This window comes from Archangium sp. (assembly GCF_057119385.1).
On record NZ_DBNGVP010000227.1, the window covers coordinates 1 to 25,456 of the forward strand.

The 25,456-nt window shown below is 70.5% G+C and carries 29 protein-coding genes; 17 read left to right on the forward strand and 12 right to left on the reverse strand.

Features of this window, described 5'->3' with window-relative positions; all coding sequences use genetic code 11:
• Positions 1–28: 28 nt before the first annotated feature.
• Positions 29–373: an Rpn family recombination-promoting nuclease/putative transposase gene (locus AC16DP_RS50845; protein WP_329733454.1), complete on the reverse strand. Its 345-nt coding sequence runs from the start codon at positions 371–373 to the stop codon at positions 29–31.
• A gap of 192 nt (positions 374–565) precedes the next feature.
• Here AC16DP_RS50845 and AC16DP_RS50850 point away from each other — a divergent pair, with 192 nt between their 5' ends.
• Together AC16DP_RS50850 and AC16DP_RS50855 are read left to right on the forward strand one after the other, a co-directional pair.
• Positions 566–1,294: a hypothetical protein gene (locus AC16DP_RS50850; protein WP_329733455.1), complete on the forward strand. Its 729-nt coding sequence runs from the start codon at positions 566–568 to the stop codon at positions 1,292–1,294.
• Positions 1,295–1,456: 162 nt separating this feature from the next.
• Positions 1,457–3,163, forward strand: a complete 1,707-nt coding sequence (locus AC16DP_RS50855; protein ID WP_414640798.1) for a LysM peptidoglycan-binding domain-containing protein — start codon at positions 1,457–1,459, stop codon at positions 3,161–3,163.
• Positions 3,164–3,269: 106 nt separating this feature from the next.
• Here the strand turns inward: AC16DP_RS50855 and AC16DP_RS50860 are convergent, their stop codons facing one another.
• Complete coding sequence (locus tag AC16DP_RS50860) at positions 3,270–3,497, reverse strand: hypothetical protein (RefSeq protein WP_329733456.1); 228 nt, start codon at positions 3,495–3,497, stop codon at positions 3,270–3,272.
• 155 nt (positions 3,498–3,652) lie between these two features.
• Between AC16DP_RS50860 and AC16DP_RS50865 the strand changes: the two genes are divergently transcribed.
• The 4 genes from AC16DP_RS50865 (at position 3,653) to AC16DP_RS50880 (ending at position 6,392) form a co-directional block, all read left to right on the forward strand.
• The gene (locus tag AC16DP_RS50865; RefSeq protein ID WP_329733457.1) at positions 3,653–4,078 is read left to right on the forward strand and encodes a nuclear transport factor 2 family protein; all 426 of its coding nucleotides are present in this window, start codon (positions 3,653–3,655) and stop codon (positions 4,076–4,078) included.
• A gap of 147 nt (positions 4,079–4,225) precedes the next feature.
• The gene (locus AC16DP_RS50870) at positions 4,226–4,957 is read left to right on the forward strand and encodes a hypothetical protein (RefSeq protein ID WP_329733458.1); all 732 of its coding nucleotides are present in this window, start codon (positions 4,226–4,228) and stop codon (positions 4,955–4,957) included.
• Between the two features lie 47 nt (positions 4,958–5,004).
• Positions 5,005–5,595 carry a YceI family protein gene (locus AC16DP_RS50875; protein ID WP_329733459.1) on the forward strand — a complete coding sequence of 197 codons (591 nt, stop codon included), beginning with the start codon at positions 5,005–5,007 and terminating at the stop codon, positions 5,593–5,595.
• On the forward strand, positions 5,592–6,392 hold the full coding sequence (locus AC16DP_RS50880; protein WP_329733460.1) for a QcrA and Rieske domain-containing protein: 801 nt from the start codon (positions 5,592–5,594) through the stop codon (positions 6,390–6,392). Before AC16DP_RS50875 ends, AC16DP_RS50880 begins: the two co-directional genes overlap by 4 nt.
• A 147-nt stretch (positions 6,393–6,539) precedes the next feature.
• Here AC16DP_RS50880 and AC16DP_RS50885 read toward each other — a convergent pair whose 3' ends face one another.
• The 4 genes from AC16DP_RS50885 to AC16DP_RS50900 form a co-directional block, all read right to left on the reverse strand.
• Positions 6,540–7,736 (reverse strand): CBS domain-containing protein, encoded by a 1,197-nt coding sequence (locus AC16DP_RS50885; protein WP_329733461.1) that lies wholly within the window; start codon positions 7,734–7,736, stop codon positions 6,540–6,542.
• Between the two features lie 169 nt (positions 7,737–7,905).
• Entirely contained in the window at positions 7,906–9,021 is a 1,116-nt protein-coding gene (locus AC16DP_RS50890; protein ID WP_329733462.1) for an ArsA family ATPase, read from the reverse strand.
• Entirely contained in the window at positions 9,018–9,992 is a 975-nt protein-coding gene (locus tag AC16DP_RS50895; protein ID WP_329733463.1) for an ArsA-related P-loop ATPase, read from the reverse strand. The genes AC16DP_RS50890 and AC16DP_RS50895 overlap by 4 nt, the downstream gene beginning before the upstream one ends.
• 145 nt (positions 9,993–10,137) lie before the next feature.
• Positions 10,138–10,821 carry a hypothetical protein gene (locus tag AC16DP_RS50900; protein WP_329733464.1) on the reverse strand — a complete coding sequence of 228 codons (684 nt, stop codon included), beginning with the start codon at positions 10,819–10,821 and terminating at the stop codon, positions 10,138–10,140.
• A 398-nt stretch (positions 10,822–11,219) separates the two neighbouring features.
• Here AC16DP_RS50900 and AC16DP_RS50905 point away from each other — a divergent pair, with 398 nt between their 5' ends.
• Complete coding sequence (locus tag AC16DP_RS50905) at positions 11,220–11,387, forward strand: VOC family protein (protein WP_329733465.1); 168 nt, start codon at positions 11,220–11,222, stop codon at positions 11,385–11,387.
• A 6-nt stretch (positions 11,388–11,393) separates the two neighbouring features.
• Here AC16DP_RS50905 and AC16DP_RS50910 read toward each other — a convergent pair whose 3' ends face one another.
• The 5 genes from AC16DP_RS50910 to AC16DP_RS50930 form a co-directional block, all read right to left on the reverse strand.
• Positions 11,394–11,603, reverse strand: coding sequence for a hypothetical protein (locus AC16DP_RS50910; RefSeq protein ID WP_329733466.1), 210 nt, complete (start codon positions 11,601–11,603; stop codon positions 11,394–11,396).
• 62 nt (positions 11,604–11,665) lie between these two features.
• The gene (locus tag AC16DP_RS50915) at positions 11,666–12,289 is read right to left on the reverse strand and encodes a class II aldolase/adducin family protein (RefSeq protein WP_329733545.1); all 624 of its coding nucleotides are present in this window, start codon (positions 12,287–12,289) and stop codon (positions 11,666–11,668) included.
• 32 nt (positions 12,290–12,321) lie between these two features.
• Positions 12,322–13,437 carry an S-methyl-5-thioribose-1-phosphate isomerase gene (gene mtnA / locus AC16DP_RS50920; protein ID WP_329733467.1) on the reverse strand — a complete coding sequence of 372 codons (1,116 nt, stop codon included), beginning with the start codon at positions 13,435–13,437 and terminating at the stop codon, positions 12,322–12,324.
• A gap of 150 nt (positions 13,438–13,587) precedes the next feature.
• Positions 13,588–14,472: an S-methyl-5'-thioadenosine phosphorylase gene (locus tag AC16DP_RS50925; protein WP_329733468.1), complete on the reverse strand. Its 885-nt coding sequence runs from the start codon at positions 14,470–14,472 to the stop codon at positions 13,588–13,590.
• A gap of 115 nt (positions 14,473–14,587) precedes the next feature.
• Positions 14,588–15,073, reverse strand: a complete 486-nt coding sequence (locus AC16DP_RS50930; protein ID WP_329733469.1) for a hypothetical protein — start codon at positions 15,071–15,073, stop codon at positions 14,588–14,590.
• 187 nt (positions 15,074–15,260) lie between these two features.
• Here AC16DP_RS50930 and AC16DP_RS50935 point away from each other — a divergent pair, with 187 nt between their 5' ends.
• The 6 genes from AC16DP_RS50935 (at position 15,261) to AC16DP_RS50960 (ending at position 21,372) form a co-directional block, all read left to right on the forward strand.
• Positions 15,261–16,115: a hypothetical protein gene (locus tag AC16DP_RS50935; protein WP_329733470.1), complete on the forward strand. Its 855-nt coding sequence runs from the start codon at positions 15,261–15,263 to the stop codon at positions 16,113–16,115.
• The gene (locus AC16DP_RS50940) at positions 16,112–17,080 is read left to right on the forward strand and encodes a zinc ribbon domain-containing protein (protein WP_329733471.1); all 969 of its coding nucleotides are present in this window, start codon (positions 16,112–16,114) and stop codon (positions 17,078–17,080) included. The genes AC16DP_RS50935 and AC16DP_RS50940 overlap by 4 nt, the downstream gene beginning before the upstream one ends.
• A 118-nt stretch (positions 17,081–17,198) precedes the next feature.
• Positions 17,199–18,365 carry an MBL fold metallo-hydrolase gene (locus tag AC16DP_RS50945; RefSeq protein ID WP_329733472.1) on the forward strand — a complete coding sequence of 389 codons (1,167 nt, stop codon included), beginning with the start codon at positions 17,199–17,201 and terminating at the stop codon, positions 18,363–18,365.
• Positions 18,366–18,626: 261 nt separating this feature from the next.
• Positions 18,627–19,535, forward strand: coding sequence for a LysR family transcriptional regulator (locus AC16DP_RS50950; protein WP_329733473.1), 909 nt, complete (start codon positions 18,627–18,629; stop codon positions 19,533–19,535).
• Positions 19,536–19,673: 138 nt separating this feature from the next.
• Positions 19,674–20,003 (forward strand): thioredoxin, encoded by a 330-nt coding sequence (gene trxA, locus AC16DP_RS50955; protein ID WP_329733474.1) that lies wholly within the window; start codon positions 19,674–19,676, stop codon positions 20,001–20,003.
• A gap of 88 nt (positions 20,004–20,091) precedes the next feature.
• Positions 20,092–21,372, forward strand: coding sequence for a hypothetical protein (locus AC16DP_RS50960; protein ID WP_329733475.1), 1,281 nt, complete (start codon positions 20,092–20,094; stop codon positions 21,370–21,372).
• A gap of 21 nt (positions 21,373–21,393) precedes the next feature.
• Here AC16DP_RS50960 and AC16DP_RS50965 read toward each other — a convergent pair whose 3' ends face one another.
• A complete protein-coding gene (locus tag AC16DP_RS50965; protein ID WP_329733476.1) occupies positions 21,394–22,362 on the reverse strand; it encodes an FHA domain-containing protein in 969 nt (322 codons plus the stop codon).
• A 78-nt stretch (positions 22,363–22,440) separates the two neighbouring features.
• Here AC16DP_RS50965 and AC16DP_RS50970 point away from each other — a divergent pair, with 78 nt between their 5' ends.
• From AC16DP_RS50970 to AC16DP_RS50985, 4 genes are all read left to right on the forward strand, one after another.
• Positions 22,441–22,944, forward strand: coding sequence for a GrpB family protein (locus AC16DP_RS50970; RefSeq protein WP_329733477.1), 504 nt, complete (start codon positions 22,441–22,443; stop codon positions 22,942–22,944).
• Positions 22,945–23,179: 235 nt separating this feature from the next.
• On the forward strand, positions 23,180–23,551 hold the full coding sequence (locus tag AC16DP_RS50975) for a hypothetical protein (protein WP_483957123.1): 372 nt from the start codon (positions 23,180–23,182) through the stop codon (positions 23,549–23,551).
• A 347-nt stretch (positions 23,552–23,898) separates the two neighbouring features.
• Positions 23,899–24,204, forward strand: coding sequence for a hypothetical protein (locus tag AC16DP_RS50980; protein ID WP_329733479.1), 306 nt, complete (start codon positions 23,899–23,901; stop codon positions 24,202–24,204).
• Between the two features lie 9 nt (positions 24,205–24,213).
• On the forward strand, positions 24,214–25,347 hold the full coding sequence (locus AC16DP_RS50985) for an aminotransferase class I/II-fold pyridoxal phosphate-dependent enzyme (RefSeq protein ID WP_329733480.1): 1,134 nt from the start codon (positions 24,214–24,216) through the stop codon (positions 25,345–25,347).
• The last annotated feature ends 109 nt before the right edge of the window (positions 25,348–25,456 follow it).

A 25,456-nucleotide genomic window follows, 5' to 3' on the forward strand; every position in this document is an offset into this window, starting at 1 on the left:
TGAGAGCAGAGGCTGCCTGGCCGATTGGCTACGCACGAAGAAGATGGGCGCCTGGCGCGCTTGAAGACCCGGCGGTGGAGCGAGAAGCGGATGAGGTTTTTCTGGTTTGCGTCTTCGCGACGTCCACCGAGGACTGGTGTTCGAGCAGGACGTAGAGCAGCAGGGGTTGTCCCGAGCGCAGGCGCGCCGAGAAGAGCAGGTCGCTCTCGGTCTGGCGCAGCTCCGGGTCCACCACGCTGACGGGCTCCCGCCGCAGGGATGACCAGTCCACTTCGGAGACGACGTGTGCGGGCAAGACGGCGCGCAGTTCAGCGGCGGCCCGCTCGGGATGGCCGAAGGTGTAGCGGGCGAAGAGGTCGTGCGGTCCAGACATACCAGCCGCGCTGAAGCATTCGGCGGGCCAAGGGCAGTGGCATCCCTCTCGTGTCCCAGTCGAGGTGTCAGACACCTCTCAGGAGACACTGCATGACGTGAGAAGTGACCCATGCCCATCTGACTTGCTATATAGGTACTCCTAGCCAGCACGGCTTGTTCACATGCGTCCGGCAGGGGAGGTTCGATTGGAATGGTGAAGTGGCGGGCCATGGCCGCGCTCCTGGGGGTCCTGCTGCTGCCAGTGCCGCTCGTGGCCGTCGTCACCAGCCACTGGCGCGTGTCACGGCCCCAGCCCGTCCCCCAACTGGCGAAGGCCGTGGTGCCCATGCTCTCCTGGGAGCAGCGCCGCGAGCGTCCCACCTGGAGCAAGCCCTGCAATCGAAGCACCGACTGTGACCCACCCCTCGCCTGCCTCTTCGACACGAACCGCGTGAGCCTCTACTGCACGGACAGCGAGTGCACGACGGACTCCCAATGCCGGGAGGGTTTCGTCTGCCGGACCCTGGAGACCTGGGGCGGAGAGCTGCTGAAGCAGTGCGCGCTGGAGGGAAACAGGCGCGAGGGAGAGGGCTGTGCGCCGCAGTCGAAGCGTTACGCGAGCGCCTGCGCTCCAGGCCTGCTCTGCAACGAGTGGTGTGGCCGCTCCTGCCGGCCGGACGATCCGGAGAGTTGCCCCGAGGGGTTCTTCTGCCCGTCCGTGGGCGGACCCGAAGGCCCCTCCTGTCTTCCGACCTGTGAGGCGCGGGGCTGCCCTCCCGGTCAGGCGTGCATCCGCTTCGACCAGGGCGTCTCGGTCTGCGCCGTGGTCCATGGGGTGAACTGCCAGCAGTCGCCCTGCCCCGAGCCCCAGGTCTGCGATCTGCGCACCCGCCCGGCGAAACCCGGCTCGGTCCGGATGCGGTGCGTGACGCGCCCGTAGCCCGTCAACTCGCTCCCCCCGTGCGTTTCCGCCCCTGTTTCCCGGGCCCTTGCGCACTCCGGGTATGGGTTCACCGCTTTTTTCCGACCCCCCAGCAACCTTTTTTCGCTTCGCGCGAGAATAGGTCATCGCTGTCCTTCTTCCCCTCTTCCGGAGTCCCCCGTGTCCGTCCACACCGTTCGCCGCGGCGACACCCTGTCGGCCCTCGCCAAGCAGTACAACACCACCGTCGACAAGCTGGCCAAGGCCAACAACATCAAGGACGTGAACACCATCTCGGTGGGCCAGAAGCTCAAGCTCCCCGACAGCTTCGAGCGGCCCTCCACCAGCCGCCCCTCCCAGGGGGGTGGTGACACCTTCAACCAGGCTCCCGCCGCCTCCTCCAGCGGCCGCGCCGGTCCCGCTCGCGATGACGACGGCCGTCAGTTCCCCACCTCGGCCGATGGCACCCCCATCTTCAAGCAGGGCGATGCCCAGTGGGGCGGCCGCTCCCTCGGCACCGGCTCCTCCATCTCCGCCGCCGGCTGCGCCATGACCTCCACCGCCATGGCCATGAGCAAGATCACCGGCAAGGTCATCAACCCCGGCGAGCTCGACGCGTACCTCGACAAGAACGGCGGCTACGCCGGCAACGGCCTCATCTGGGGCCAGGCCGCCAAGATGGGCGGCCTGGGCGCCAGCAAGCCCGGCTGGAGCATGGACACCATCAACAAGCAGATCGACGCGGGCCGCCCCGTCGTCATCGGCGTGGACTACAAGGCCGGCTCCAACGGCGGCTCCAACGGCACCGACCACTGGGTCGCCGTCACCCGCCGCGAGGGCAACACCTACTTCGCCAACGACCCCGCCACCGGCAAGGAGATCTCCCTCAAGCTCCAGGGCGGCAAGCTCGTCGGCGGCCCCAGCAACTACAAGAGCACCGGTGAGCTGGTGACCTTCTCGGGCGGCAACCCCCGTCCGGGCACCGCTCCGGCCGGCGGTGGCAGCGCCCCCGCGGCGCCCACCAAGCCCTCGGGCGGCAACGCCTCCATCAAGGGCCTGGACCTGCCCGGCGGTGACCTCGAGAAGGGCGCCAAGGGCGAGGCCGTGAAGCAGCTCCAGACGGCGCTGGTGAAGCTCGGCCACATGACCCAGGCCGAGATGAACACCGGCCCGGGCATCTTCGGCCCGAAAACCGAGGCGGCCCTCAAGGAGTTCCAGGCCGCCCACGGCGTGCCCAACACCGGCTACTACGGCCCCAAGACGCGCGCCGCCTTCGACAAGCTCGGCGCCGACGTGGGGGGCACCGGCGGCTCCTCCGGCCCCGGCCCCGTCACCGGCCCGGGCAACGAGCCCGGCGCCAAGGGCGGCGTGAGCCTCGCGCAGCTGCGGAAGATCATGCCCAACCTGTCGCAGGCCAAGGCCGAGCAGTACCTGCCCCACCTCAACAAGGCCATGGCCGAGGCCGGCATCAACACCCCCAAGCGTCAGGCCGCCTTCCTCGCGCAGCTCGCCCACGAGAGCGGTGAGTTCCGCTACATGGAGGAGATCGCCTCCGGCGCCGCCTACGAGGGCCGCAAGGACCTGGGCAACACGCAGCCCGGCGACGGCGTGCGCTTCAAGGGCCGGGGCCCCATCCAGATCACCGGCCGCGCCAACTACCGCGCCGCGGGCAAGGCCCTGGGCATCGACCTGGAGAACAACCCCAAGCGCGCCTCCGACCCGGATGTGGGCTTCCGCACCGCCGCCTGGTACTGGAACAGCCGCAACCTGAACAAGTACGCGGACTCGGGCGACTTCAAGGAGCTCACCCGCCGCATCAACGGCGGCTACAACGGGCTCGCCGATCGCCAGAAGTACTACCAGCGCGCGCTCGACGTGCTCACCTGATGGACTGATTCCAGAATTCGGCACGGCTCCCCTTCCCCCGAAGGGGGCCCGATGACCGCGGCCAACCCCCCTCGGCCGCGGTCATTGTCTTTTCAGGGGTGCTGCTTCAGGCCTCCGGTGGTTCCTCGCGCGGATGCAGGCAGAAGGCGGTGACCCACGCCAGCACGCCCGAGAGCGCCAGCAGCAAGCGCTCCACCTCGCCGGCCGGCACGCCGGACAGGCGCAGCAACTCCAGCCGCTCGCGCACCGGCACCGGCTCGAGCGCGGGCGGGGACGCGAGGGGCTCGGCTTCCCGCTCGGAGGCGGCGGGTGGGGCTTCCCGGAGGCGTTGCATGGACACCGCCGAGCCTGATGCGAACCCGGGCCGGGAGGCACGCCGCCGATGCCCGGTTCCTCCGGACGCAGGCCGGGCGGGCAACCGGTGGGGAAGGCACCGCCGGGCACCCATGCGCACCGTGCGAGGCATCAGGACCCTTCGTGAGGACCCCCATGGCGATGGAGCGAGCGCAGCGTTTCGTGGATGCACTGGCGAAGCTGGAGGAGAACGGAGACGTGGAGCCCCTGCTGGAGCTCTTCAGTGACGACGCGCAGGTGAGCAACGTGGCCTCGCGGCGCACCTTCCATGGCCGGGATGGCGCTCGCGACTTCTGGCGCGAGTACAAGGGCATGCTGCGCCAGGTGAAGTCCACCTTCCGCAACATGATCGAAGCCGGGGACCGCGTGGCGCTCGAGTGGGAGTCCAGCGGCACCGCGCACAACGGGGCGGCGGTGGACTACGAGGGCGTCTCCATCATCGAGTGGGATGGCGAGCGCATCTCGCGTTTCTACGCCTACTTCGATCCGCGCGTGCTGGGGCAGGAGCTGTCGCAGGGGACCGCGGAGCGCTCGGAGGTGCCGGCCACCGCTCCGGCCTGAGCCGGGCCCGGGTGAGACGGAGTCCCACGCTCTTTTTTCACGGCGGTGGAAGCGCGGGGCGTGGGCCCGTCGGGAAATATCTCGTCATGTAACGCGGCGCGGCCTGGCGCATACTGGGACTGTTGCTTTCCTGACCAAGGGGAAGAGATGTCCCGCACCGCCGTCGCCTTGTTGGTCCTGCTCGTCGCCGCCCCTCCCTCGAGTGCCTTCGCCGCTGGGAAGAAGAAGGCCGCGCCGACGCAGACGTCCCGGAAGTCCACCGAGTCCAAGCCCGCGGAGCAGCAGCCCGCCGCGCCCGCGCCCACCGAGACGAAGCCCGCCGAGACGCGGCCGGCCGATGCTCCGGTGCAGCAGAGCGAGGAGCCGGACATGGACTTCGATCTGCTCGAGCCCTCGCCGGCCGCCGAGTCGCCGCGCCTGGTGGACCCCGCGCTGGAGAAGGCCATCGCCACGCGCCGCACCATGCTGACGGTCCACCAGGGGTTGGGGCTCGCCACGCTGACGACGCTGGCGGCCACCATCGTGGTGGGGCAGCTGCACTTCAATGATCGCTACCGTGGCGGCGGCGACACGGGCCGCTTCGACGCCTGGCACACGGGCCTGGTGATCGGCAGCAGCAGCCTGTTTGCCGGCACGGGCCTGCTCGGCCTGTTCGCGCCCACGCCCTTCAAGAAGGAGCTGCGCCTGGACACCATCACCCTGCACAAGGTCTTCGTGTCGCTGGCCACCGCCGGCATGCTCACGCAGGTGGTGCTCGGCCTGGTGACGGGGAGCCAGGAAGGGAAGCTGTCCCAGGTGGACCTGGCCACGGCGCACCAGGTGGTGGGGTATGCGACGCTGGGTGCCGTTGGCGCGGGCGCCCTGATGATCGTCTTCTGAATACACAAACAGGCGTACGCGTCGAGACTCCCGGAGGCTCTCTCATCATGAAACGCTCGTCCCTGGCCGTGCTGGCCACGCTGTTCCTGTCCACGTCCGCGCTCGCGCAGGAGGCGGCTCCCGCCGCGGCGCCGCGCATGTACTCGGTGAAGTCCGCGGACAGCTCGCTGACGTACCGTCTCAAGCACAAGCTGCACGTGGTGGAGGGCACGGCGCGCCCCACCGAGGGCAAGGCGCGGTTGATGCCGGACGGCACCCTGCAGGTGGCCGTGCGCGCCAACGTGGCCGACTTCGACTCGGGCAACTCCAACCGGGATGCCCACATGAAGGAGGCCACCGAGGAGCCCAAGTTCCCCACCATCGAGTTCAAGGGCACGGCCAGTGGCGTGAAGGTGCCCACCACGTTCCCCGCGGAGCAGACGGTGGCGCTCAAGGGCCAGCTCACCTTCCACGGCGTGAAGCAGCCCGTGGAGGTTCCGCTCAAGGTGGTGTTCACCTCGGCCAAGGACGTGACGGCCACGGGCAACTTCCAGATCAGCCTGGAGGACTTCAAGGTGGAGCGCCCCTCGCTGCTGATGGTGAAGGTGGACGATGCGCTCGACCTGGAGACGAAGTTCCAGCTTCAGGAGGGGAAGTGAGCACCGATCGCCGGGGATTCCTGAAGGGACTGGTGGGCGCGGGCGCGGGCGCGGCGGCCACGGGGCTGGCCGGGTGCGCGCCGGATATCGATCCCGCGCCCTTGGTGAACGCGGAGAAGGACGCGAACAGGCGCGTGGTGTTGACCGTGAGCCGCTACCCGGACCTGTCGCGTCCGGGCGGCGCCATCACGCTGCGCGTGAACGGTGAGCCGCAGGTGCTCGTCACGCACCCGCAGGGCACCCAGTACGTGGTGCTCTCCAGCCTCTGCACGCACTCGGGGTGCCCGCTGGGCTTCGAGAAGAACGAGGCCATCTGCCCGTGCCACCTGTCGCGCTTCGCGCTGGACGGCACGGTGACGCATCCGCCCGCCCGCTCGCCGCTGAGGCAGTTCTCCTCGAGCTACGACTCGGACACGGACGAGCTGACCATCGACTTCGCGGCCGGCGAGGAGGGCTTCCCCTCCGTGGTGGATGGGAAGATCTTCTTCCCCTTCGCGCAGTTCCCCCAGCTCCAGACGGCGGGAGGCCGGGTGCAGGGCACGCCGGGCGGCTACGGCACGCTCATCTTCGTCTTCGCGCTCGCGGGTGGGACGTACGCGGCGGTGGACTCCATCTGCACCCACCGGCAGTGCCCCGTGGAGTTCCGGGAGGCGGAAGACGATCTCTTCTGCGATTGCCACCAGTCGCGCTTCACCAAGACGGGCGAGGTGACGGCGGGTCCCGCGCTCGCGACGGGCAATCTCAAGAAGTTCACCGTGACGAGCGACTCCACGGGCGTCACCGTGGCCATCGTGTAGCCACTTTCCCCTCTCCCTTCGGGAGAGGGACGGGGTGAGGGTATCTGGAACAACCAGGTTGCCCCTCGCCCCGGCCCACCGTGGGGAACACGGGGACGGACACCCTCACCCTTTCCCTCTCCCGGGGGGAGAGGGGAGGATCCAACCCTAGTAGAGCCGGCTCCAGAACGAGCGCCGCGCCGAGATGTGGTCCAGCGCGTCCTGCAGCTCCTGGTCGTAGTCGGCCCGCGTGGCGATGTCCGCCATCGAGATGATCCCCACCAGCCGATCGTCCCGCTCCACCACCGGCACGCGCCGCACCTGCCGCCGCCCCATCAACGCGATGATGCCGTGGATGTCCTCGTCCGGCGTCACCACCTCCACGTCATCCGTCATGATGTCCCGGGCGTGCATGTTGTCCGGCGGCCGTCCCTCGGCCAGCGTGCGGATGACCAGGTCCCGGTCCGTGATGAGTCCTCGCAGCCGGCCCTGCCCATCCACCACCGGCACCACCCCGCAGTCCTCGTCCTTCATGATGCGCGCCACCTCGCGCAGGCTGCTGTCCAGCTGCGCGCTCTTCACGGTGCGCGTCATGATCTCCCGCGCGTTCAACGGCTCGCGCTTCCACCGGCCCCGGCGCTGCGGCTCGGTGCGCGGCACCCCCGTCTGGCTCATGCCCATCAGGTCCGAGTACACCTCACCCGTGCCCGCGCGCTGCTCCGCGCCCGGCCGGTCCTCGCGCACGCGCTCCGCGTGCCACCGCGACTCCGGGCCGCGCAGCTCGCGAGGCACGTGCTGCGCCCCCGTCCGCATCATGCGCTCGTCCCGCTCCTCGTACGGGGCCCGCTCGCTCCGCTCGTAGCCGGTGCCCGAGCGGTCCCACGGCCGGTACTCGCGCGGCGGATGCTCGTCGTCCAGCGAGTGGAAGCGCTCCTGCTCGCCCAGCAGCGGCCCCGAGCCCATGCCCACGGCGTCCTCCGCGTTGCGATCATCCCGGCCGTAGGGGCCGTGGGGGACGCTGGCGGTGAAGCCCGCGGGACGCTCGGCGGGACGGCCCCGGCCCCGGTGGAAGAGGCCGCGGCGCTGGGGAGGCCGCTCGAAGCGCGTGTCGTCCTCGGGCGGTGGAGCGCCCTGCTCGGTGCGCGGCTGGGCCATGCGCAGCTGGGCGGCGCGGTGGAAGCGGCCTTCCCTCACCTCGGGGGGCTCGTCCCGCTCGGTGCTCCAGCCGGTGACATCGGACTCGGAGCGCTCGCGCGAGCCCGGCGGAGCCTCCGCGGCGCGGCGCTCGCGCTCGGCGTGTGTACCGTTGGGCGGCGTGCTGCGGACCGGGGTGTCCCGGCCATCATCGGTGTGCCTCTGGGCCATGGGGCTGCGACCTCCTGGATGTGTGTGCCGCCGGAGGCTCGGCACGCACCCGGCTTCCTCCAAGGGGCCCGGGGGGCACGGCGCGCCCGGCTGTCGGCCCCCGGGCATGCGCGCCCCCACCGAGTGCCCGGCTCCGGACACCCGCGCTGTCCCCGGGGACGGGCTTGCCTCAGGGGGTGGCGAGCGCCTCGCCCAGGCGCACCAGGCCGCCGAAGTCCTCCAGCTCGCCCCCGGCCTCGGGAGCGGCCACCGCCACGGCGCCCGCGGGCAGCTTCTCCGCGAGCCGCGCGAGCACGCCCCGGTGGGCCTCGGCACGCGCCCGCTCCAGGTCCGCCAGGCGGATGAGCGCCTCCACCCCGTCTCGCGCCGCGCCCGCGTCCTCCACGTGCCGCAGCAGCTCCTCGGGGGACGTCAGCCCGTCCTCGCGTGCCCAGCTCCGGTTGAGCACGAAGCCCGCGAAGGGCAGCCCCTTCTCCTTCAGCATGTCCCGGAAGAAGGCCGCCTCCTGCAGCGAGGCCCCCTCCGGTGACGTCACCAGCAGGAAGGCCGCGTCCGGCGACGCCAGCCGCGAGCGCAGCCGGTCCGCCCTCAGCCGGATGCCCGCGAACAGCCCGCTGAAGGCCCCCATGAAGTTCTTCATCTCCTGCGTGAAGCTCTCGCCGAAGATGCTCCCCAGCACGTTGCCCACCAGCTGCGACGTCTTGCGCCACAGCCTCCCGCCCCGTCCCTTCTCCTCCGGCAGGAAGAGGGAGACGATTCTGTCATCCAGGAAGCGCGCCAGCCGGCCCGGGGCCTCCAGGAAGTCCAGGGCGTGGCGGCTCGGCGGCGTGTCCAGGACGATGAGCTCGTAGTGGCCCTCGTCCAGGAAATGGTCCAGCGCCTCGGCCGCCGCGTACTCCTGCATGCCCGCCACCAGGTCCGACAGGAAGCGGTAGAGGCGGTTCTCCAAAATGGTGCGCGCCGCCTCGGGCGAGGGCGACAGCCGCCGCACGAAGCGCTCGAAGACGACGCGCGGGTCCAACATCCACACGTCCAGCCGGCCCGGGCCGGGCGTCTGGCCCGCGAAGAGACGCTCGGGGGCAATGGGGGTGGGCTCCGCGCCGCCCTCGGCCAGGCCCATGGCCTCGGCGAGCCGCCGCGCCGGGTCGATGGTCAGCACCAGCACCTTGCGGCCCGCGCGCGCCGCCGCCACGCCGAGCGCCGCCGCCGTCGTCGTCTTCCCCACGCCGCCCGCGCCACACAGCACGACGACACGCTTCTCCCGCAGCAGGGACTGGAGGCTCATGAGGGGGCTCCGGCGCGCTCGCTCCGGGGCGCGGACGCGGGGTGGACGGTGGGACGGGCCAGGTGCGTGGCGAGCCGCTGCACCAGCTCCGGGCCGGTGCCGGGCAGCTCGGGCACGGTGAGCAGGGGCGCCGGGAGGTTGCCGGCCAGCCGGGCCTGGGCCTCGCGGGCCCGATCCAACCGCCCCAGCGCGCGCTGTCCCAGGTGGGGCCCGTGCTCGCCCAGCAGCCGCTCCACCGCGGCGCGCCCGTCCGGCGAGAAGGGGTTGTCCGGCATGCGGTTGAGCACGCCCGCGGCGATGGGAATGCGGTGGCGCTGGATGGCGGTGGCCAATTCCAGCGTCTCACTGACGGGCAGGGGCTCGGGCAGGGTGACGAGCAGGGCCCCGGTGAGCTGGGGGTCCCTCAGCAGGTTGAGCCCCTCGCGCACCGAGCGGCCGATGGGCCCGCCGGGAATGAGGGACAGCAGCGTGTCCGGCAGCGCGGCGATGGCCAGCGCATGGCCGGTGGCCGGCAGGTCCAGGAGGCACAGCGGGTGCTGGGGGCCGCCATCCGGGCGCATGCGGCGGATGAGGTGGAGCATCTGGAAGAGGACGCCCATCTCCCGGAGCGCGGGGGCGGCCTCGAGGAAGCGGCGCAGGGCGCGGGTGCGCATGGCGGCCTCGGCCATGACACGCAGCGGCAAGACGTCCTGCAGGAAGAGGCGCTGGCCCTCCACGGCGGACAGGCGGACGAAGGACAGGCCCGGAGACACCTCGTGCACCTGGGGGCCGGAGACGCGGGGCGCCCCGACGAGGGCACCCAGGGCCGAGGGGCTGTCCTGCTCGTCGGCGCCCACCTCCACCTCGGCGAGCAGCACACGGCGGCCCGCGGCCACCGCCGCGCGCGCCAGGGCCGCCGTGAGTGTCGTCTTGCCCACTCCCCCCTTGCCCGAGACGAGCAGCGCCCTCCGTTCCCACAGTGCGTCGAGCAAGGCCGTCGCCCCTCCCCGGGTGGCTGCCAGGATGGCTTCCACGGTGTCGTGCAGGAAGCCAGTCATAACGACCGTTTCCCGCGACGACAAGGGAAGCCGCCGGGGGGAAGTTGCCCGGCGGGCAGGCTCGAGCGTCCGCTGCCCGTCACTGCATGGGCCAGCGGGCGGCGATCTCCTCGCACGCGCGCTGCACGTCGCACAGCCGGCGCACCCGCGCCCTGGGCGGCAGGTATTCCTTGCCGGCGAACACGTCCACCACGCGCACCAGCCTCGGCTCGATGGGGCCCAGCGGCCCGAGGTGCTGCTCGGCGAAGGCCTGCAGCAGCGTGGCGATGTACTGCCCGGAGCGCTCGTCCAGCGGGTGGTGCTTGGAGAAATACAGCTTCATCACCCCCACCTTGCTGTGGCCATTGCGGTCCAACGTCTGCAGCACCACCTGGGGCCCGACGCGGATGGTGACGCCGGCCATCTGCAGCGCGGGCGGCTCCTCGCCCACCTCGGTGGCCACCACGCCCTGAAGGCCCAGCCGCGGGTGCAGCCGGCGGTAGTGCTCGAGCGCCTCGATGCACAGGCGGGCGCGCTGCGTGTCGAAGTCATCCGCGTAGACGCTGGTGGCCAGCCGGTGCTGGTGCTGACGGAGGATGGCCTCGTCCTGGCCGCGGCACAGGAAGTCGGTGATGGCGTACGCGGCCTCGGGGTAACGCAGGTACTGCGGATCCGGCGGGTGCTTCTGGGACTCGATGAGCCGCTTGCGGAGCGCGGGCGTCGCCGTGAGGTAGCGGCCCAGCTTGTTCACCGAGACGTGAGGTGACTCCGGAAGTCCGTTCATGAAGTGCCTCCCTGAGAAGTCGAGATGTGAAGACATTAACGGATGGGTCTGACATGTCCGGGGAGCGGGAGTGCGAGGGAGGAAGGGCGTCTCTTGCCCTCGGGGAGGCGCGTGGACATGGGTTGGGTGAGGGTGCCCGTCACCCGGGTTGGCACCGTGAGGCACGGCGCACGAATTGGGCGGCACGGCGCGGCTCTGCTACGACCGGGCGCCCATGCGAGTCAAAAGAATCGTGGCCAACGTGGTGACCCCGAAACCGGCTGAAGCCGCGCGCTTCTCCAAGGACATCCTCGGGCTCGACATCCTGATGGACATGGGATGGATCGCGACCTACGGCTCCGAGGAGGAGATGCAGGTACAAATCAGCTTCATGTCGGAAGGGGGGCTCGGGAACTCCGGTGCCGGACCTGTCGATCGAGGTGGACGACCTGGACGCGGTGCTGCGCCGGGTGAAGAAGGCGAAAGTCCCCGTGGAGTATGGCCCGTGCGACGAGCCCTGGGGCGTGCGCCGGTTCTTCGTGCGAGATCCATTCGGGAAGTTGGTGAACATCCTCGTTCACGACTGAGGTCGCTCAAGGGTCTGCTGCATCGTCGTCGGCTTCCTTGGGACGCAGGGCCTCGTACAGCTCGGTCATGCGCTGCAGTTGCTCCAGCCGCTCGGTGGGAGTGAGGCGGAGATTCTCCTCGAGCAGGGACACGTCCACTCCTGCGTCAATGGCCGCATCCCAGTCCGGCCCGTAGCTCGGGAAGGCCTTCCGGAGGAGTTCGCGCGGGTCATCCATGCCAGAAGTCCAAGCCGGATTGAGCGCCGCCGCGGTTTCGTCGAACCGCGGCCGTCCGCTCGTCAGCCCTTGAGGGCCGGTTGTTGCCCGTACGTCTTGAACTTCTCCTGCACCCGCGCCATCTCCTCCGCGTCGAGCAGCACGGGCTCGCCCACCTGCAGGGCTCGCCAGTACATGGCCGCCAGCGTCTCCACCTCCACCGCCAGCTTGAACGCTCCCGCCAGGTCCTTCCCCAGCGCCAGCATCCCGTGGTTCGCCAGCAGGCATGCCTTGCGCCCCTCCAGTGCCTCCACCGCGTGGTGTGACAGTTCCTCCGTGCCGAACGTGGCGTACGGCGCGCACCGGATGTCCGCGCCTCCCGCCGCCGTCACCATGTAGTGGAAGGACGGTATCCCCCGCCTCAGGCACGCCAGCGTCGTGCAGAACATCGAGTGCGCGTGCAGCACCGCCCCGACCTCGGGCCGCTTCGCCAGGATGTCCCGGTGGAAGCGCCACTCGGATGACGGCGCGCGCCGCCCCTCGTGGCTCCCGTCGAAGCGCATCAGCACGAGCTCTTCCGGCACCAGCGCGTCGTAGTCCATCCCCGTGGGCGTCAGCAGGAAGCCGTCCTCCACCCGCTGGCTCAGGTTGCCGCTCGTCCCCTGGTTCAGCCCCGACGTGTTCATCCGCCGCGCCGTGGCGATCATCTGCTCGCGCAGCGCCAGGTGTCCCACCGTGCTCACGTTCCCGTCTCCTTCACCGTCCGGCGCTCGGGGAAGAGCGACAGCAGGCCCTCGGTGCTGGCCGCGCACACGCCCCGCTCCGTCACCAGTGCCGTCACCAGCCGCGCCGGCGTCACGTCGAAGCCGTAGTTGGCCACCGGGCTCCCCTCTGGCGTCACCCGCACCGTCACCACCTCGCCCGAGGGCAGCCGCCCGCTCACGTCCGTCACCTCGCGCCCATCCCGCTGCTCGATGGGGATGTCCCTCACCCCGTCCTCCAGCGTCCAGTCGATGGTCGGCGAGGGCAGCGCCACGTAGAACGGCACCCCGTTGTCCTTCGCCGCCAGCGCCTTCAGGTACGTGCCAATCTTGTTCGCCACGTCGCCCCGCGCCGTCGTGCGGTCCGTGCCCACGATGCACAGGTCCACCTGCCCGTGCTGCATCAGGTGTCCGCCCATGTTGTCCACGATGACGGTGTGCGGAACGCCGTGCTGCCCCAGCTCCCACGCCGTCAGGCTCGCGCCCTGGTTGCGCGGCCGCGTCTCGTCCACCCAGACGTGCACCGGAATGCCTTTGTCGTACGCCTGGTAGATGGGTGAGAGCGCCGTGCCCCAGTCCACCGTCGCCAGCCAGCCCGCGTTGCAGTGCGTCAGCACGTTCACCCGTCCCCGCCGGCCCTTGCGCTCCCACGCCGATTCGATGAGCCCCAGCCCGTGCTCGCCGATGGCCCGGTTGATGGCCACGTCCTCGTCCGCGATGGCCGCCGCTCGCCGGTACGCCACCGCCACCCGCTGTCCCGGAGGCACCGGCCGCAGCGTCCGGCGCATCTCGTCCAGCGCCCAGCGCAGGTTCACCGCCGTGGGCCGCGTCTCCCGCAGCAGCGCGCACGTCCGCTCGAGCGCCTCGTCCGAGGCGTCCCCGCGCAGTCCCAGGCACACCCCGTACGCCGCCACCGCGCCGATCAGCGGCGCCCCTCGCACCTGCATGGAGCGGATGGCGTGCGCCGTCTCGTCGAGCGTCGTGAGCCGCAGCGTCACCAGGGCGTGCGGCAGGTGCGTCTGATCGATGATTCCCACCGACCAGCCGTCGGCCTCGACCCAGACGGTACGCATCGGCTTTCCGTGGACCTTCATGCGGCGGTGTCTCCTCGCGAGGGGATGCCCAGGGGGGGGCAATACAGTAGATCCTATACCCTCACCCCGACCCTCTCCCGGGGGGAGAGGGAGGAGGGGCACGGGCCCTGTTCCAGTTGGCGGGGGAGGAGGGACTCGGGCGACGGGCCCCTAGCGCTTCAGCACCCGGCCGGCCACGGCGTCGAGCCGCTGGAGCACCGCGGGGTCCATGGCCTCGGGCGCGGTGATGAGGGCGTTCTCCAGCGCCGTCTGGCACCCATGGCGGCACGGGCCCGCGTGCGGGGCGAGCCTCGGCACCACGTCCTTCACCAGCGCGCGCGCCTTGCCCGCGTTGGCCACCAGCACCTGGACGACCTGCTCCACCGTGACGGCCTCGTGGCCCGGGTGCCAGCAGTCGAAGTCCGTCACCATGGCCACCGTCGCGTAGCAGAGCTCCGCCTCCCGGGCGAGCTTGGCCTCGGGCATGTTCGTCATGCCAATCACGCTGCAGCCCCAGCTCCGGTACAGCTCGCTCTCGGCGAGCGTGGAGAACTGCGGCCCCTCCATGGCCAGGTACGTGCCGCCGCGCCTGGCCGGAATCCCGAGCCCCTGCAGCGCCCCCATCACCGCGTCCCCCAGCCGCGTGCACACCGGCTTCGCCATGGACACGTGCGCCACGCACCCCGTGCCGAAGAAGCTCTTCGTCCGCGCGAAGGTCCGGTCGATGAACTGGTCCACCACCACGAAGGTGCCGGGGGGCAGGTCCTCGCGCAGGCTGCCCACCGCCGACACCGACAGCACGTCCGTCACCCCCGCCCGCTTGAGCGCGTCGAGGTTGGCGCGGAAGTTGATGTCCGAGGGCGCCAGCCGGTGCCCCCGTCCATGCCGCGGCAGGAACACCACCTGCGTGCCCTCGAGCCTGCCGAAGCACAGCTCGTCCGAGGGCTCTCCGAAGGGCGAGGCCACCTTGCGCCAGGTGACGTCCTGGAGACCATCGATTTGATAGAGGCCGCTGCCTCCGATGATGCCGATGACGGGAGGGGACGGGTGCGCCATGGGGGGCTCCGGGGGACGGCAGGGACAGGCCCCCACTCTTCCCGCCGCCGTCCGTGGAGGCAACAGCGAAGAGCGGCCGCGCGCCCGCTCACCCGGTGAGGAGCGGGCGAGCGGATCAGCTCGCGGGGACGGCGTACTGCGCGCGGATGCGCGTGGCGGCCTGCGCGAGGCCCACTTCCTGGAAGCGCTCGGCGGCCCAGGCGGCCGCGGGCGGCATCGTCCCGGTGACGACGAAAGGCATGGTCATCCGCGCCACGTGCCGCATGACACTCACCATCATCTGCACCGCGGGCGTCTGGCAGATGTACGCCGTGCCCAGCGTCCAGCGGCGCAGCTCCGCCTCGTGCTCGCGCAACCACTCCGAGTAGCGCTGACGCAGGCACGCCGCCGGCATGTGCACCTCGCGCGCATCCACGATGCACACGTGCGGCTCGCACCGCGCCAGGTACGCCGTCCGCTCGGCCAGGTACGCCTCCAGGTCCCTCATCGTTGCGCTCGGTCCCAGCTTCACCACCAATAGCGGCCACAGCCGCCCATCCACCGTGATGGGTGACACCACATCACCGGGGAGCGCGAAGGAGACTGGGAAGGACAGAGCCATTCCGTCCTGACGGGTGTTGGAGTGAAATCGGAGCAAGGGTGGGCGGATGTACCGCAATTCGGGAGGAAAGTTGAGTGGAATGCGATGGTAATGGAGGCTCGTGGATACCGCGCGCGCACGCGGAGAGGAGTCTGAGATGAACTTACGGTGCCAATCATGTGGGGCTGATCTCGTGGTAGCGGAAGAGTTGCGCACGACGGTATGTCCCTACTGCGCGGCGCCGTCGGTGGTGGAGCGGCCGCCGAGCGTGGACAGGCCCGCGCCCACCTTCACGCTGGGCTTCGCGATGACGCAGCCGTTGGCGGCGGATCGCGTGAAGCACTGGCTGCGCACGCGCCATCCGTGGAGCCACTCGGGGCTGAAGAAGGCGCCGCTGCAGGACGTGCGTGGCATCTACGTGCCGGCGTACCTCTACAGCGCGCTGGCGCAGTCGGAGTACAGCGCCTCCATCGGGGAGAACTACACCGAGACGGAGACGTACACGACGACGGAGAACGGCAAGACGGTCACCAAGACGCGCACGGTGACGAAGACGGAGTGGCGCTCGCTGAGCGGGCGGCATGCCGAGTACGTGCCGGACGTGCTGGTGACGGCCTCTCGCGGGCTGTCCAACGTGGAGCTGGAGCGCATCGAGCCCTTCGATTTGCGCATGCTGGCGCGCTACGAGCCGGCGCTGGTGGCGGGGTGGATGGCGGAGGAGCCGTCGCTGTCGCGCGAGGAGTGTCTGGCCATGGCGCGGCAGGAGGCGGAGGAGAAGATGAAGCGGCGGCTGGACGCGTTCATGCCGGGGGACTCGCACCGGATGCAGAGCGTGGACACGCGGCTGAGCGAGGAGTCGTTGGAGGTGTGCCTGGTGCCCGTATGGGTGCTGGCGGCGCGGTATGACCCGGAGAAGCCGCCGCTGCGGGTGGTGGTGAACGGGCAGTCGGGCGAGGTGCACGGCGAGGTGCCCATCTCCTGGGTGAAGGTGGTGCTGACGGTGGTGGCGGTGCTGGTGCTGGTGCTCGTCGTGTACCTGATGAACCAGGGAGGCCAGCCATGAGCGCGACGGTGGTGGCGGGGTGCGCGCGGTGCGGGAGCGCGCTGGAGCAGGGAGATTTGCGGTGCCCCATCTGCGCGCTGTCGGTGGACGAGCAGAGCGCCGGGGGCATGCAGCTGCAGAAGGTGCAGGCGAAGGTGGTGCGGTGCGTGAACTGCGGGGCCTCGCTGGAGTACTCGGCGGAGCTGAAGGCGCCGCGGTGTGCCTTCTGCGCCTCGGTGATGAAGGTGGAGACGACGGCGGATCCACTGGAGCAGGCGGAGTCCTTCCTGCCCTTCACGGTGGACGACGCGGCGGCGCGCGAGGCGCTGGGACGCTTCCTGGCGGAGAAGCGCTTCTTCCGGCCGGGGGACCTGGCGGCGGCGGCGGCGCTGCAGTCGCTGCGGCCCATGTGGTGGCCGGCGTGGGGCTTCACCGCGGGGGCGCGGGTGAGCTGGGCGGCGGACTCGGACGCGGGGAGCCGGCGCTCGGCGTGGGCGCCGCACTCGGGCCAGGAGACGATGAGCTTCCAGAACATCCTCGTGTCCGCGTCGAAGGGGTTGTCGGAGCGCGAGTGCGACAAGCTCGCGGCGCACTACCGGCTGGGCAGCGAGGAGCGGGCGCCGAGGGGGCCGGAGGACGCGCAGGTGGAGCGCTTCGACGTGACGCGCTCGGGGGCGCGCAAGCAGATATTGGCGGCGGTGGAGTCGCTGGCGCGCGAGGAGATGGAGCGCGAGCACGTGCCGGGCAGCCGGGTGCGCAACCTGCACGTGGCGGTGGTGCTCTCCAGCCTGGAGACGAAGCGCTACGCGCTGCCGGCGTACGTGCTGGCCTACCAGTACAAGGGCAAGGTGTACCGGGTGGTGGTGCACGGGCAGGACGCGAACGTGGTGCTGGGCGACGCGCCGCTGTCCTGGGCCAAGGTGCTGCTGGTGGTGGGCGGCGTGCTGCTCGCCCTGGTGCTGCTGGCGCTGATGTTCTCGCGCTGAGGGGCTGGCCGGGAGGGACGGGGAGCAAGCGTTGGGCGCGGGCCCCTGGGAGGTGTTGAGAAGACGGCGGCGCGTTAGTGTGGGCGGAGCCCGGTGAGGCCGGGCCCGGAGAGCACCGATGAAGAGCGGCGAGAAGCGCGGGACCCTGGCACGTGTGGCGCGGTGGACGGGGGGGCTGGGGGTGGTCGCGCTGGCCGCCATCGCCGTGGACGCATGGCCCGCGCTGGGGAAGAAGGCCCAGGGCGAGCGGCGCGCGCGGATGGAGCGCTCGGCGCAGTGGCAGGACGGCCACTTCGAGAACCCGCAGCCGCTCTACAACGACTGGTGGGGCTCGATGAAGGCCATGTTCGCCGCGAGCCCGTACGTGGGGCCCTCGGAGCCCCTGCCCACGGTGCCCGGCGATCGCCACCGCTTCGAGACGCCCCCGGCCACGGGCCTGCGTGTCACCTGGCTCGGTCATTCCTCGACGCTCATCGAGCTGGACGGGTACCGCATCCTCACGGACCCCATCTGGAGCGAGCGCGCCTCGCCCCTGGGCTGGGTGGGTCCGAAGCGCTGGTACGAGCCTCCCATCGCGCTCACGGAGCTGCCGCCCGTCGACGCCGTGGTCATCTCCCATGACCACTATGACCACCTCGACTACCCGACCCTGGTGGCGATGAAGGACTGGAACACCACCTTCGTGGTGCCGCTCGGGGTGGGGGCTCACCTGGCGTCGTGGGGCGTGCCCGAGTCGCGCATCGTCGAGCTCGACTGGTGGGAGCGCACGCGGGTGCGCGAGCTGGAGGTGGTGGCCACGCCCGCGCGTCATGCGTCGGGGCGCACGGTGCTCGACAAGGACGCCACGCTGTGGGCGGGCTTCGCGCTGCTGGGCCCGAAGCACCGCGCGTACTACTCGGGCGACACGGGGCTCTTCCCGGCGATGAAGGACATTGGCGCGCGCCTGGGGCCCTTCGACGTGACGATGATCGAAGTGGGCCAGTACCACAGCGCGTGGCCGGACTGGCACATCGGCCCCGAGCAGGCGGTGCTCGCGCACCGGATGGTCCAGGGCCGCGTCCTGCTGCCGGTGCACTGGGGACTCTTCACGCTCGCGCTCCACGGCTGGACCGAGCCCATCGAGCGCGTGCTCACGGCCGCCTCTCAGGCGGGGGACACGGTTGTTGTCCCCCGGCCCGGCCAGAGCATCGAGCCCGAGGCTCCGCCCACGCGCGAGCGCTGGTGGCCGGAGGTACCGTGGGAGACGGCGGCACAGCACCCCATCGTCTCCACCCGGGTGAACTGACGCCCCTGGAGGGCCGCGTCGATGGCCGCCCTGGCGCCCTCGTCGTCCATGTCGAGCCCGAAGTGGGCGATGGACTCGACGAAGACGTCCAGGGTGCCCTCCTCCTCCATGCGCTCGATGGACCGGCTGGTGTAGGCGGGGTCGTCCTGGTGCTTCTCGCACAGTCGCGGGGGGGAAATTCTCGCCGCTCGGGAATCATCGGAGGATGGAGCGGAAGGTTGCTCCCCCCCGCTCGGCACGGCCGGCGTAGGCTGGCGCCCCGTGTCCCCGACTCCTCCGTTGCTGGATGACATGCTCGTGTTCGCCGAGGTGGTGAGCGCGGGAGGCATCACCGCGGCGGCGGCGCGGCTGGGGCTGCGCAAGTCGACGGTGAGCCGGAGGCTGGCGGCGCTGGAGGAGCGGCTGGGGACGCGGCTGCTCGAGCGCAACACGCGGCGGCTGCGGCTCACCGAGCCGGGGCGCGAGTACCACGCCCACTGCGCGCGGCTCGTCGCGGAGGCGCGGGCGGTGAACCAGGCGGTGAGCGAGTCGCGCGGCACACCCCGGGGCACGCTGCGGGTGGCCACGTTCTCGCTGCTGGGCGAGCTGCTCACCCCGGTGCTCTCCGAGTTCCTCCTGCGCCACCCGCAGGTGCGCGTGCAGCTGTCGCTCGCCCAGGCGCACGTGGACCTCATCGCCGAGGAGTATGACCTGGCGCTGCGCACGGGGCCGCTGATGGACTCGTCCATGGTGGCGAAGCAGCTCGGGCACCTGCGCACCGGCTACTACGCGAGCCCGGCGTACCTCAGCCGGCGCGGTACGCCGCGGTCACCGGAGGCGCTCGAGGGCCACGAGTGCGTGCTGATCGCCGAGCCGGGCACGGACGAGGTGTGGTTCTTCACGGGCCCGCGAGGCGCGCGCACGGTGCCGGTGAGTGGCCGCTTGCAGGTGCCGAGCGTGCGAGCCGGGCATGCGGCGGCGCGAGCGGGACTGGGGCTGGTGCGCCTGCCCACGGTGCTCGTGGGGGACGACGTGCGCGCGGGCGTGCTCGTCCCGGTGCTGGAGGCGGTGACGCCGCCGGGCCAGCCCCTCTTCGCCGTCTACCCGAGCAGCCGGCAGTTGCCGCCCAAGGTGCGCGCCTTCCTCGACATGCTCGCCGAGCGGCGCGCCGCGCTTCCGTGGGAGCGCTGAGGTGATGGGGCTCTTCGCGGAACAATCCATTGCGTGGCGGGCTCTCGTCCGTGCGGGCCGCCGCCATTAAGTCCTTCCGTGCGAGGTGGGGCGATGGCCATGGAGGCCGGGACGCACCCGCCCCGGGAGGGACACGCCATGAGCACGGACATCATCGATCTGAGGGACCCGGACTTCCGCCGCGAGGTGTTGGAGGCGGAGGAGCCGGTGCTGGTGGACTTCACGGCGCAGTGGTGCGGACCGTGCCGCGCCATCAAGCCGGCGCTGGAGTCGCTCGCCTCCGAGTACAAGGGCCGGGTGAAGGTGACGCGCATCGACGTGGACGAGAGCCTGGTGACGGCGCAGGAGTACGGCATCCGCTCGATGCCCACCCTGCTCTTCTTCAAGCAGGGCAAGGTGGTGGGCCAGATTGTCGGCGCCGTGCCGAAGGCCAAGCTGGCGAGCGCGTTCCAGCAGGTGCTCGCGTAGGGTCCACTGCCAGTGGAACCGCCAGAAGAAGCCCTCCCCGGGTGCCCGTGAGTTGACCCGGGGGCCGCTCCACGGAAGGCTCTCGCGGATGAGAGACACGGCAGGAGCACGGAGCGGCGTCGAGGCCGAGCGTTCGGAGCTGGCGAGCCTGCGCCGGCAGCTCGAGGGGGGATTGGAGGTGCTCGAGGCGTGCTCCGCGCGCTATCGCGAGCTGTCCGAGGCCCTCCAGGCCAGGCGTTGGAAGGAGCGGCTGCGACAGGCCCCCAGCCTGCTGCACAGCGCTCTTCAGGCGGAGTCCTCCCTGCCCGAGGTCCTCACCCGTCTCCAGCGCCGGGCCGGCCAGGAGCCCGAGGGCAAGGGGCCCGCGAGCCGATGGCTGCGGGAGTTCGAAGAGGAGCGCACGGAGCTGTCGCGGCGCATCGCCCGGCGGCTCTCCCTCCGGAAGGACGGCTCGCTGACGGAGCGGCTCGGACGGCTCGAGGCCGTGGCGCTCGCGCCGCTGCCCCTTCCTCCCAGCGAGGGAGAGACGGTGCTGCTCGAAGGCAACGCGCGCTGGCCCCCTGTCTGGCACTGGATGATCTTCCTGGTGGTGTGGGCGTTCGTCAGCCCTCTGGAAGAGCCTTGGGTGGTCGTGCTCGTGGCCCTGCTCTTCTATGGCTGGTTCTACGTGCGCTCCGGGCGCTACTGGCTCACCTCGGAGCGGCTGCTCTGGAAGCCGCGCCTGGGAGCGCCCGTCCAGCTGCAACTGTCCTCGTTGGAGGAGGGGCAGGTCTCCGTGGGGGCCACGAGCATCGTCCGGGTGCGTGGGCGCAACCGCATGACCCTGCGCTACGTGCCGGACGCGTGGAGGCTCGCCGCGCTCCTCTGCATCTATCGCCGCCGCGAGTTCCGCGGCGCGGTCCGGAGGGATCCACGGCCCCTGATTGCTTTCGTGCGCATGTACATCACCACCCCGGGCGAGACCCCCAATATGGACAGTGCCCGGAGTGGATGGGGGGTGCTCCGGCCTGGGTTCGCCGCCTTCTTCTCTGGCCACCTGTACTCGAGGATCATCGAGGCCATCACCGAGCCCTCGGCCTCTTCCCGCGGGCCGGAGCGGCGCTCGCGCGAGAAGGTGGATGTCTCCGACTTCCTGGTCCTCGAGCAACTCCAGTTCCTGCCCGAGGAGCGGATCGACGCACTCCTTCGCAAGGCCCTCGAAGCCAATCCCGAGAGCTTCCTCTGGGAGCCGCGGGAGATGACGTGGCGCTTCGGCAACTCGGCGTCGATGGAGGTGAGCCGGGGCGGCACGGCCCTGTGGGTCCCCTCCCTCTCCTGGACGGAGAACCAGCACGTGGGGCGGATCCTCGAGCACTGGCGCCCGGAATGACACGCGGCCGGGAGCGCGCGGCTACGCGTGCAACCGGCTCCATTGGAGCAGGAGCTCATCGCCCAGCTCGAGCGAGCCGGAGTCCTCCAGGAGCGTCGTGTCTATCTGCGTGGAGCCGCGCCAGGTGCCATTGGTGCTGGCGGTGTCGATGGCCAGGAGGCTCGCGCCCACCTGGACCAGGAGCAGGTGCACGCGGGAGATCTGCCCGAGCCCCGCGAGCAGGATGCCACAGCGCTCGTAGCGGCCCAGCAGCACGCCCTGCTCCAGGCGCTCGAGGGAGACGCGGTGCCGTTCCCTCTTGTTCTCGCTCTCGAGCCGCAGTTCGCCCCAGGCGGCCTCGGGGCCCTCGTGTTCGCCGATCAGCAGCCGCAACGGGCCCAGGCGGACGATGTTGGTGTGGTCGCCCCGCGCCTCGGCATCCTGGCTCCGGGCGAGGCGGCGGGGGGCCACGGGGCTTCGCCGGTCGATGAACTGGCGCGAGGGGAGCGCACGCCAGGCCTGCTCGGCGCGCTCGGGCCAGGACGGCTCGGAGGGGCCGCGGGTGGGGAGGAAGAGGAGCGCGTACTCGCCCACGGAGACGTAGAGCAGCCCCTGGGCGCGCACCGCCGCGTTGGGCTGCCCGTCCTCGGTGAGGAAGGGGTGCGAGGTGTTGAGGTCCCACAGCCGGATGACGGGGGCGGTGCCGGGCGCGTCGGATTGCGCATGCAACACCAGGTGGCGCAGGGACACGTCGCCAGACATGAGCCGCAGTCCGCACCCGGTGTGCCGGCCGATGACGAGCGAGTGACCGGACTCGACGAGGACGGCCTCGACGACGCGAGCGTGGGCGTCCACCGCCACGGCGAGCACGGCCGGTTGCCGGGCGAGGTGGGCCAGTCCCCTCAGCCGGTCATAGGCGGAGATGAACGCATCATGTGCATCGAGTGGAGACGGACGCGACGTCAGGCCGCCGAGCACGGCGACGCGTGTCCTTTCATTGAAGTCCGACATCGTGAAGCCCCCCTGCGTCTTCGGACGAGGGTCAGCCTACTTGAGCGGGTGGTTTCGCGGTGAGACAAAGGGGGACTGATGGGAAACGTACGGTTTTACTCCTACGAACTGGTTCGCGAGCGGACGGAAGAAGCGTTTCGCGAGCACCACGCGCGGTTGTTTTCACTGCTGCCGTACGCGGACATCCAGCACGTGGGGAGCACGGCGATACCGGGAGCGCGGACGAAGGGGGACCTGGACATCCAGGTGCGGGTGCCGCCCGAGCGCTTCGCGGAAGCGGAGGCGGTGTTGGCGGAGCGGTACGCGAGGAACGAGGGGAGTGAGCGCACGCCCGGGTTCTCGAGCTTCAAGGACGACACGTTGGAGGTGCCGTTGGGAATCCAGCTCACGGCGATGGGAGGGAGCCACGACTTCTTCTCGCGGGTGAGGGATGTGCTGCGGGCGGACGCGAAGCTGTTGGCGGAGTACGACGCGCTGAAGGCGAGGTGGGAGGGCAGGCCGATGGACGCGTACCGGGAGGAGAAGGGGGCGTTCTTCGAGAAGCTGCTCGGCCTGGTGGCGTGGGAGGGGGCGCGGCGGTAGGTTGCGGCGGGCACTCCAGGAGGCTCAGGTGTTCTCGAGACGTTGCATCCGGTCAGGCTGGGTCTCCTCGGCGGGGCCCTCAGGGGTTCTTGGCTTCACGTTGACCCTCGGGTTGTTTGTCTGCGGCGGGTGCGCGACCGCGACTCCGGCGGTGCGCCCAGCCGGGACACCGATGAAGACGAGTTGTCCCGACTCCATCGAGCTGCCCTCGGTCGAAGAGTGTCTCGAGGAGGCGGTGAAAATCGACGATGAGCTCCTCATGAGCTGCGTGCGCCGGCAGTGCAGCACCCTCACGGTGACCTGCGGTGAGTGGAGCCAGCAGAAATGTAGGGAAGAGAGTCAGCGTTCCAGCACGGCCGTGCTTGCGTTCACCGTGGTTCCCTGGCCGGGAATGCTCTATCGGTTCTACCCGGTCAAGGAGAGCCACTGGTGCGAGGATCCGACATCGCCTGAGTGCACCAGGAAGGTGGTCATCCACGAACTGGCGCATTCGTGCGGCTGGAACCATGGACAAGGCCATAACGTTCCCGGGAACAATCCTGAGCGCGAGCCCATCCCTGAGTGCGCATGTGCCGACGAGAACGGTGCGAGGACCGCATGCGAATGAACCCTGTCGGACTTGGACTCGTCTCCCTGTGCCTGCTGGTGGCCTGTTCGGGGTTCCCCTTTTTCGGGAAGCGAGCCCCACCCGAACCAAGACGTGGGGCCATCCGTGACGCGGGTGTTGCGCTTCCTTCTCGCGTCATGCTGGAGGTGCAAGACATCCAATACGATGGGTTGACGATTTCGGCGCGAATCCTGGTGAGTCCCGAAGGGGGCTCCTTGCACCTGGACAGGCGGCTCATTCCGAGCGTCGATGTGAGCATGGGGCTCTTCGCGGATTGTGAGCGTGGGTCCGTGCCGTCCATCCAGATGGATAGGTTCTTCCCACCGTTGGAGCGGGCGGAGAACCTGATGGTTCTCGAGCCTGGCTACTGGTACGGCACCACGGTGGAGTTCAAGCCATTCGACGCTCACTTCACCGGTCTCGGGCCGGAGTGCGTCGAGGCCACCCTCCGTCTCCACTCATTCGACGGCAGAGTCGTGGTCCGCGAGCGCATCCGGGCCGTGCGTCCTCCCTCTCCGGACGGGGGCACGCGGAAGGGCGAATGGCCGGAGATGGACTGGGGTGCGCTGCTGGACGGCGGCACCCAGGAGGACGGCGGCACCCAGGACACCCCGGACGCGGGCTCCTTGGCAAACCCGCCCGGCTCGCGGTAGCGAAGCCGCATGCGGATTCCGGATTTCAAGCTCGAGCGGTACTTCGCGAAGTGGGAGTTCAACGCGCCGTATCTGCTGTGCTCCTCGGACATCGAGGGCTGGCGGATGAGCGAGCTGCTCGCGCTGGCGGACGCGGACGGGCGCGAGCGCTGGGAGCGGTTGTCGCTGGGCTACACCGAGTCCACCGGCCTGCCGGCGCTGCGCGAGGAGATTGCCCGGCTGTACCCCGGGCTGGAGCCGCGGCACGTGCTGACGTTCGGCGGGGCGCAGGAGGCCCTCTTCGTCCTGATGAACGTGCTGCTGGGCCCGGGAGACCACGCGGTGGTGACGTGGCCGGGCTACCAGTCGCTGTACGAGGTGGCGCGGGCCACGGGCGCCGAGGTGTCGCTGCTGCGGCTGCGCGAGGAGGACGGCTGGAGGCTGGACCTGGACGCGCTGAAGCGCGAGCTGCGGCCCCACACGAAGCTGCTGGTGGTCAACTTCCCGCACAACCCGACTGGCGCCCTGCCCGGCGCGGCGACATGGAAGGACCTCTTCGCCCTCGCCGACGAGCGCGGCCTCCACGTGCTGGCGGACGAGGTGTACCGGCTGTTGGAGCACGACCCGAAGGACACCCTGCCCGCGGGAGCGGAGCTGTCGGCGCGCGGCGTGAGCCTGGGCGTCATGTCCAAGGCCTTCGGGCTGGCGGGGCTGCGCGTGGGCTGGCTCGCGAGCCGGGACACCGCCCTGCTGGAGCGCTGCGCGGCCTACAAGGACTACACCACCATCTGCAACGCCGCCCCGAGCGAGGTGCTCTCCCTCATCGCGCTCCGGGCGAAGGACCGCGTGCTGGCCCGCAGCCGCGAGCTCCTCTCGCGCAACCTCGCGGTGCTGGATGACTTCTTCGTCCGGCGCGCGGACACGTTCCGCTGGGTCCGCCCGGCCTCGGGAAGCGTGGCCTTCCCCAGGTTGTTGAAGCAGATGCCGGTGGCCGGTTTCTGCCAGCGCCTGGTGGAGACCGAGGGCGTGCTGCTGCTGCCCGGTGACGTGTATGACTTTCCGGGCAACCACTTCCGGCTCGGACTGGGCCGGACGAACATGCCCGAGGCGCTCGCGCGGCTGGAGCGCTTCTGCGACGCCTCGTGGAACCAGACGGGGCGCTGAGCACCGCCGCACTCTGTACGTCGCCCGACAGATGGCCGCGGCCTTGTGGTACCTGGAGCCCTGGAGCGTGAAGCCGGGGTCCTGTGCCAGGACGCCCGTGGTATGGACG

Excerpts from the sequence above, each read along its gene's own strand:
- AC16DP_RS50980 (WP_329733479.1), top strand. The coding sequence starts at position 23,899 with ATGGTTCTCGAGCCTGGCTACTGGTACGGCACCACGGTGGAGTTCAAG.
- AC16DP_RS50875 (WP_329733459.1), top strand. The coding sequence starts at position 5,005 with ATGAAACGCTCGTCCCTGGCCGTGCTGGCCACGCTGTTCCTGTCCACG.
- AC16DP_RS50870 (WP_329733458.1), top strand. The coding sequence starts at position 4,226 with ATGTCCCGCACCGCCGTCGCCTTGTTGGTCCTGCTCGTCGCCGCCCCT.
- AC16DP_RS50970 (WP_329733477.1), top strand. The coding sequence starts at position 22,441 with ATGGGAAACGTACGGTTTTACTCCTACGAACTGGTTCGCGAGCGGACG.
- AC16DP_RS50940 (WP_329733471.1), top strand. The coding sequence starts at position 16,112 with ATGAGCGCGACGGTGGTGGCGGGGTGCGCGCGGTGCGGGAGCGCGCTG.
- AC16DP_RS50845 (WP_329733454.1), bottom strand. The coding sequence starts at position 373 with ATGTCTGGACCGCACGACCTCTTCGCCCGCTACACCTTCGGCCATCCC.
- AC16DP_RS50885 (WP_329733461.1), bottom strand. The coding sequence starts at position 7,736 with ATGGCCCAGAGGCACACCGATGATGGCCGGGACACCCCGGTCCGCAGC.
- AC16DP_RS50945 (WP_329733472.1), top strand. The coding sequence starts at position 17,199 with ATGAAGAGCGGCGAGAAGCGCGGGACCCTGGCACGTGTGGCGCGGTGG.
- AC16DP_RS50960 (WP_329733475.1), top strand. The coding sequence starts at position 20,092 with ATGAGAGACACGGCAGGAGCACGGAGCGGCGTCGAGGCCGAGCGTTCG.
- AC16DP_RS50900 (WP_329733464.1), bottom strand. The coding sequence starts at position 10,821 with ATGAACGGACTTCCGGAGTCACCTCACGTCTCGGTGAACAAGCTGGGC.
- trxA (WP_329733474.1), top strand. The coding sequence starts at position 19,674 with ATGAGCACGGACATCATCGATCTGAGGGACCCGGACTTCCGCCGCGAG.
- mtnA (WP_329733467.1), bottom strand. The coding sequence starts at position 13,437 with ATGAAGGTCCACGGAAAGCCGATGCGTACCGTCTGGGTCGAGGCCGAC.
- AC16DP_RS50930 (WP_329733469.1), bottom strand. The coding sequence starts at position 15,073 with ATGGCTCTGTCCTTCCCAGTCTCCTTCGCGCTCCCCGGTGATGTGGTG.
- AC16DP_RS50915 (WP_329733545.1), bottom strand. The coding sequence starts at position 12,289 with ATGATCGCCACGGCGCGGCGGATGAACACGTCGGGGCTGAACCAGGGG.
- AC16DP_RS50860 (WP_329733456.1), bottom strand. The coding sequence starts at position 3,497 with ATGCAACGCCTCCGGGAAGCCCCACCCGCCGCCTCCGAGCGGGAAGCC.
- AC16DP_RS50965 (WP_329733476.1), bottom strand. The coding sequence starts at position 22,362 with ATGTCGGACTTCAATGAAAGGACACGCGTCGCCGTGCTCGGCGGCCTG.
- AC16DP_RS50910 (WP_329733466.1), bottom strand. The coding sequence starts at position 11,603 with ATGGATGACCCGCGCGAACTCCTCCGGAAGGCCTTCCCGAGCTACGGG.
- AC16DP_RS50985 (WP_329733480.1), top strand. The coding sequence starts at position 24,214 with ATGCGGATTCCGGATTTCAAGCTCGAGCGGTACTTCGCGAAGTGGGAG.
- AC16DP_RS50890 (WP_329733462.1), bottom strand. The coding sequence starts at position 9,021 with ATGAGCCTCCAGTCCCTGCTGCGGGAGAAGCGTGTCGTCGTGCTGTGT.
- AC16DP_RS50925 (WP_329733468.1), bottom strand. The coding sequence starts at position 14,472 with ATGGCGCACCCGTCCCCTCCCGTCATCGGCATCATCGGAGGCAGCGGC.
- AC16DP_RS50850 (WP_329733455.1), top strand. The coding sequence starts at position 566 with ATGGTGAAGTGGCGGGCCATGGCCGCGCTCCTGGGGGTCCTGCTGCTG.
- AC16DP_RS50865 (WP_329733457.1), top strand. The coding sequence starts at position 3,653 with ATGGCGATGGAGCGAGCGCAGCGTTTCGTGGATGCACTGGCGAAGCTG.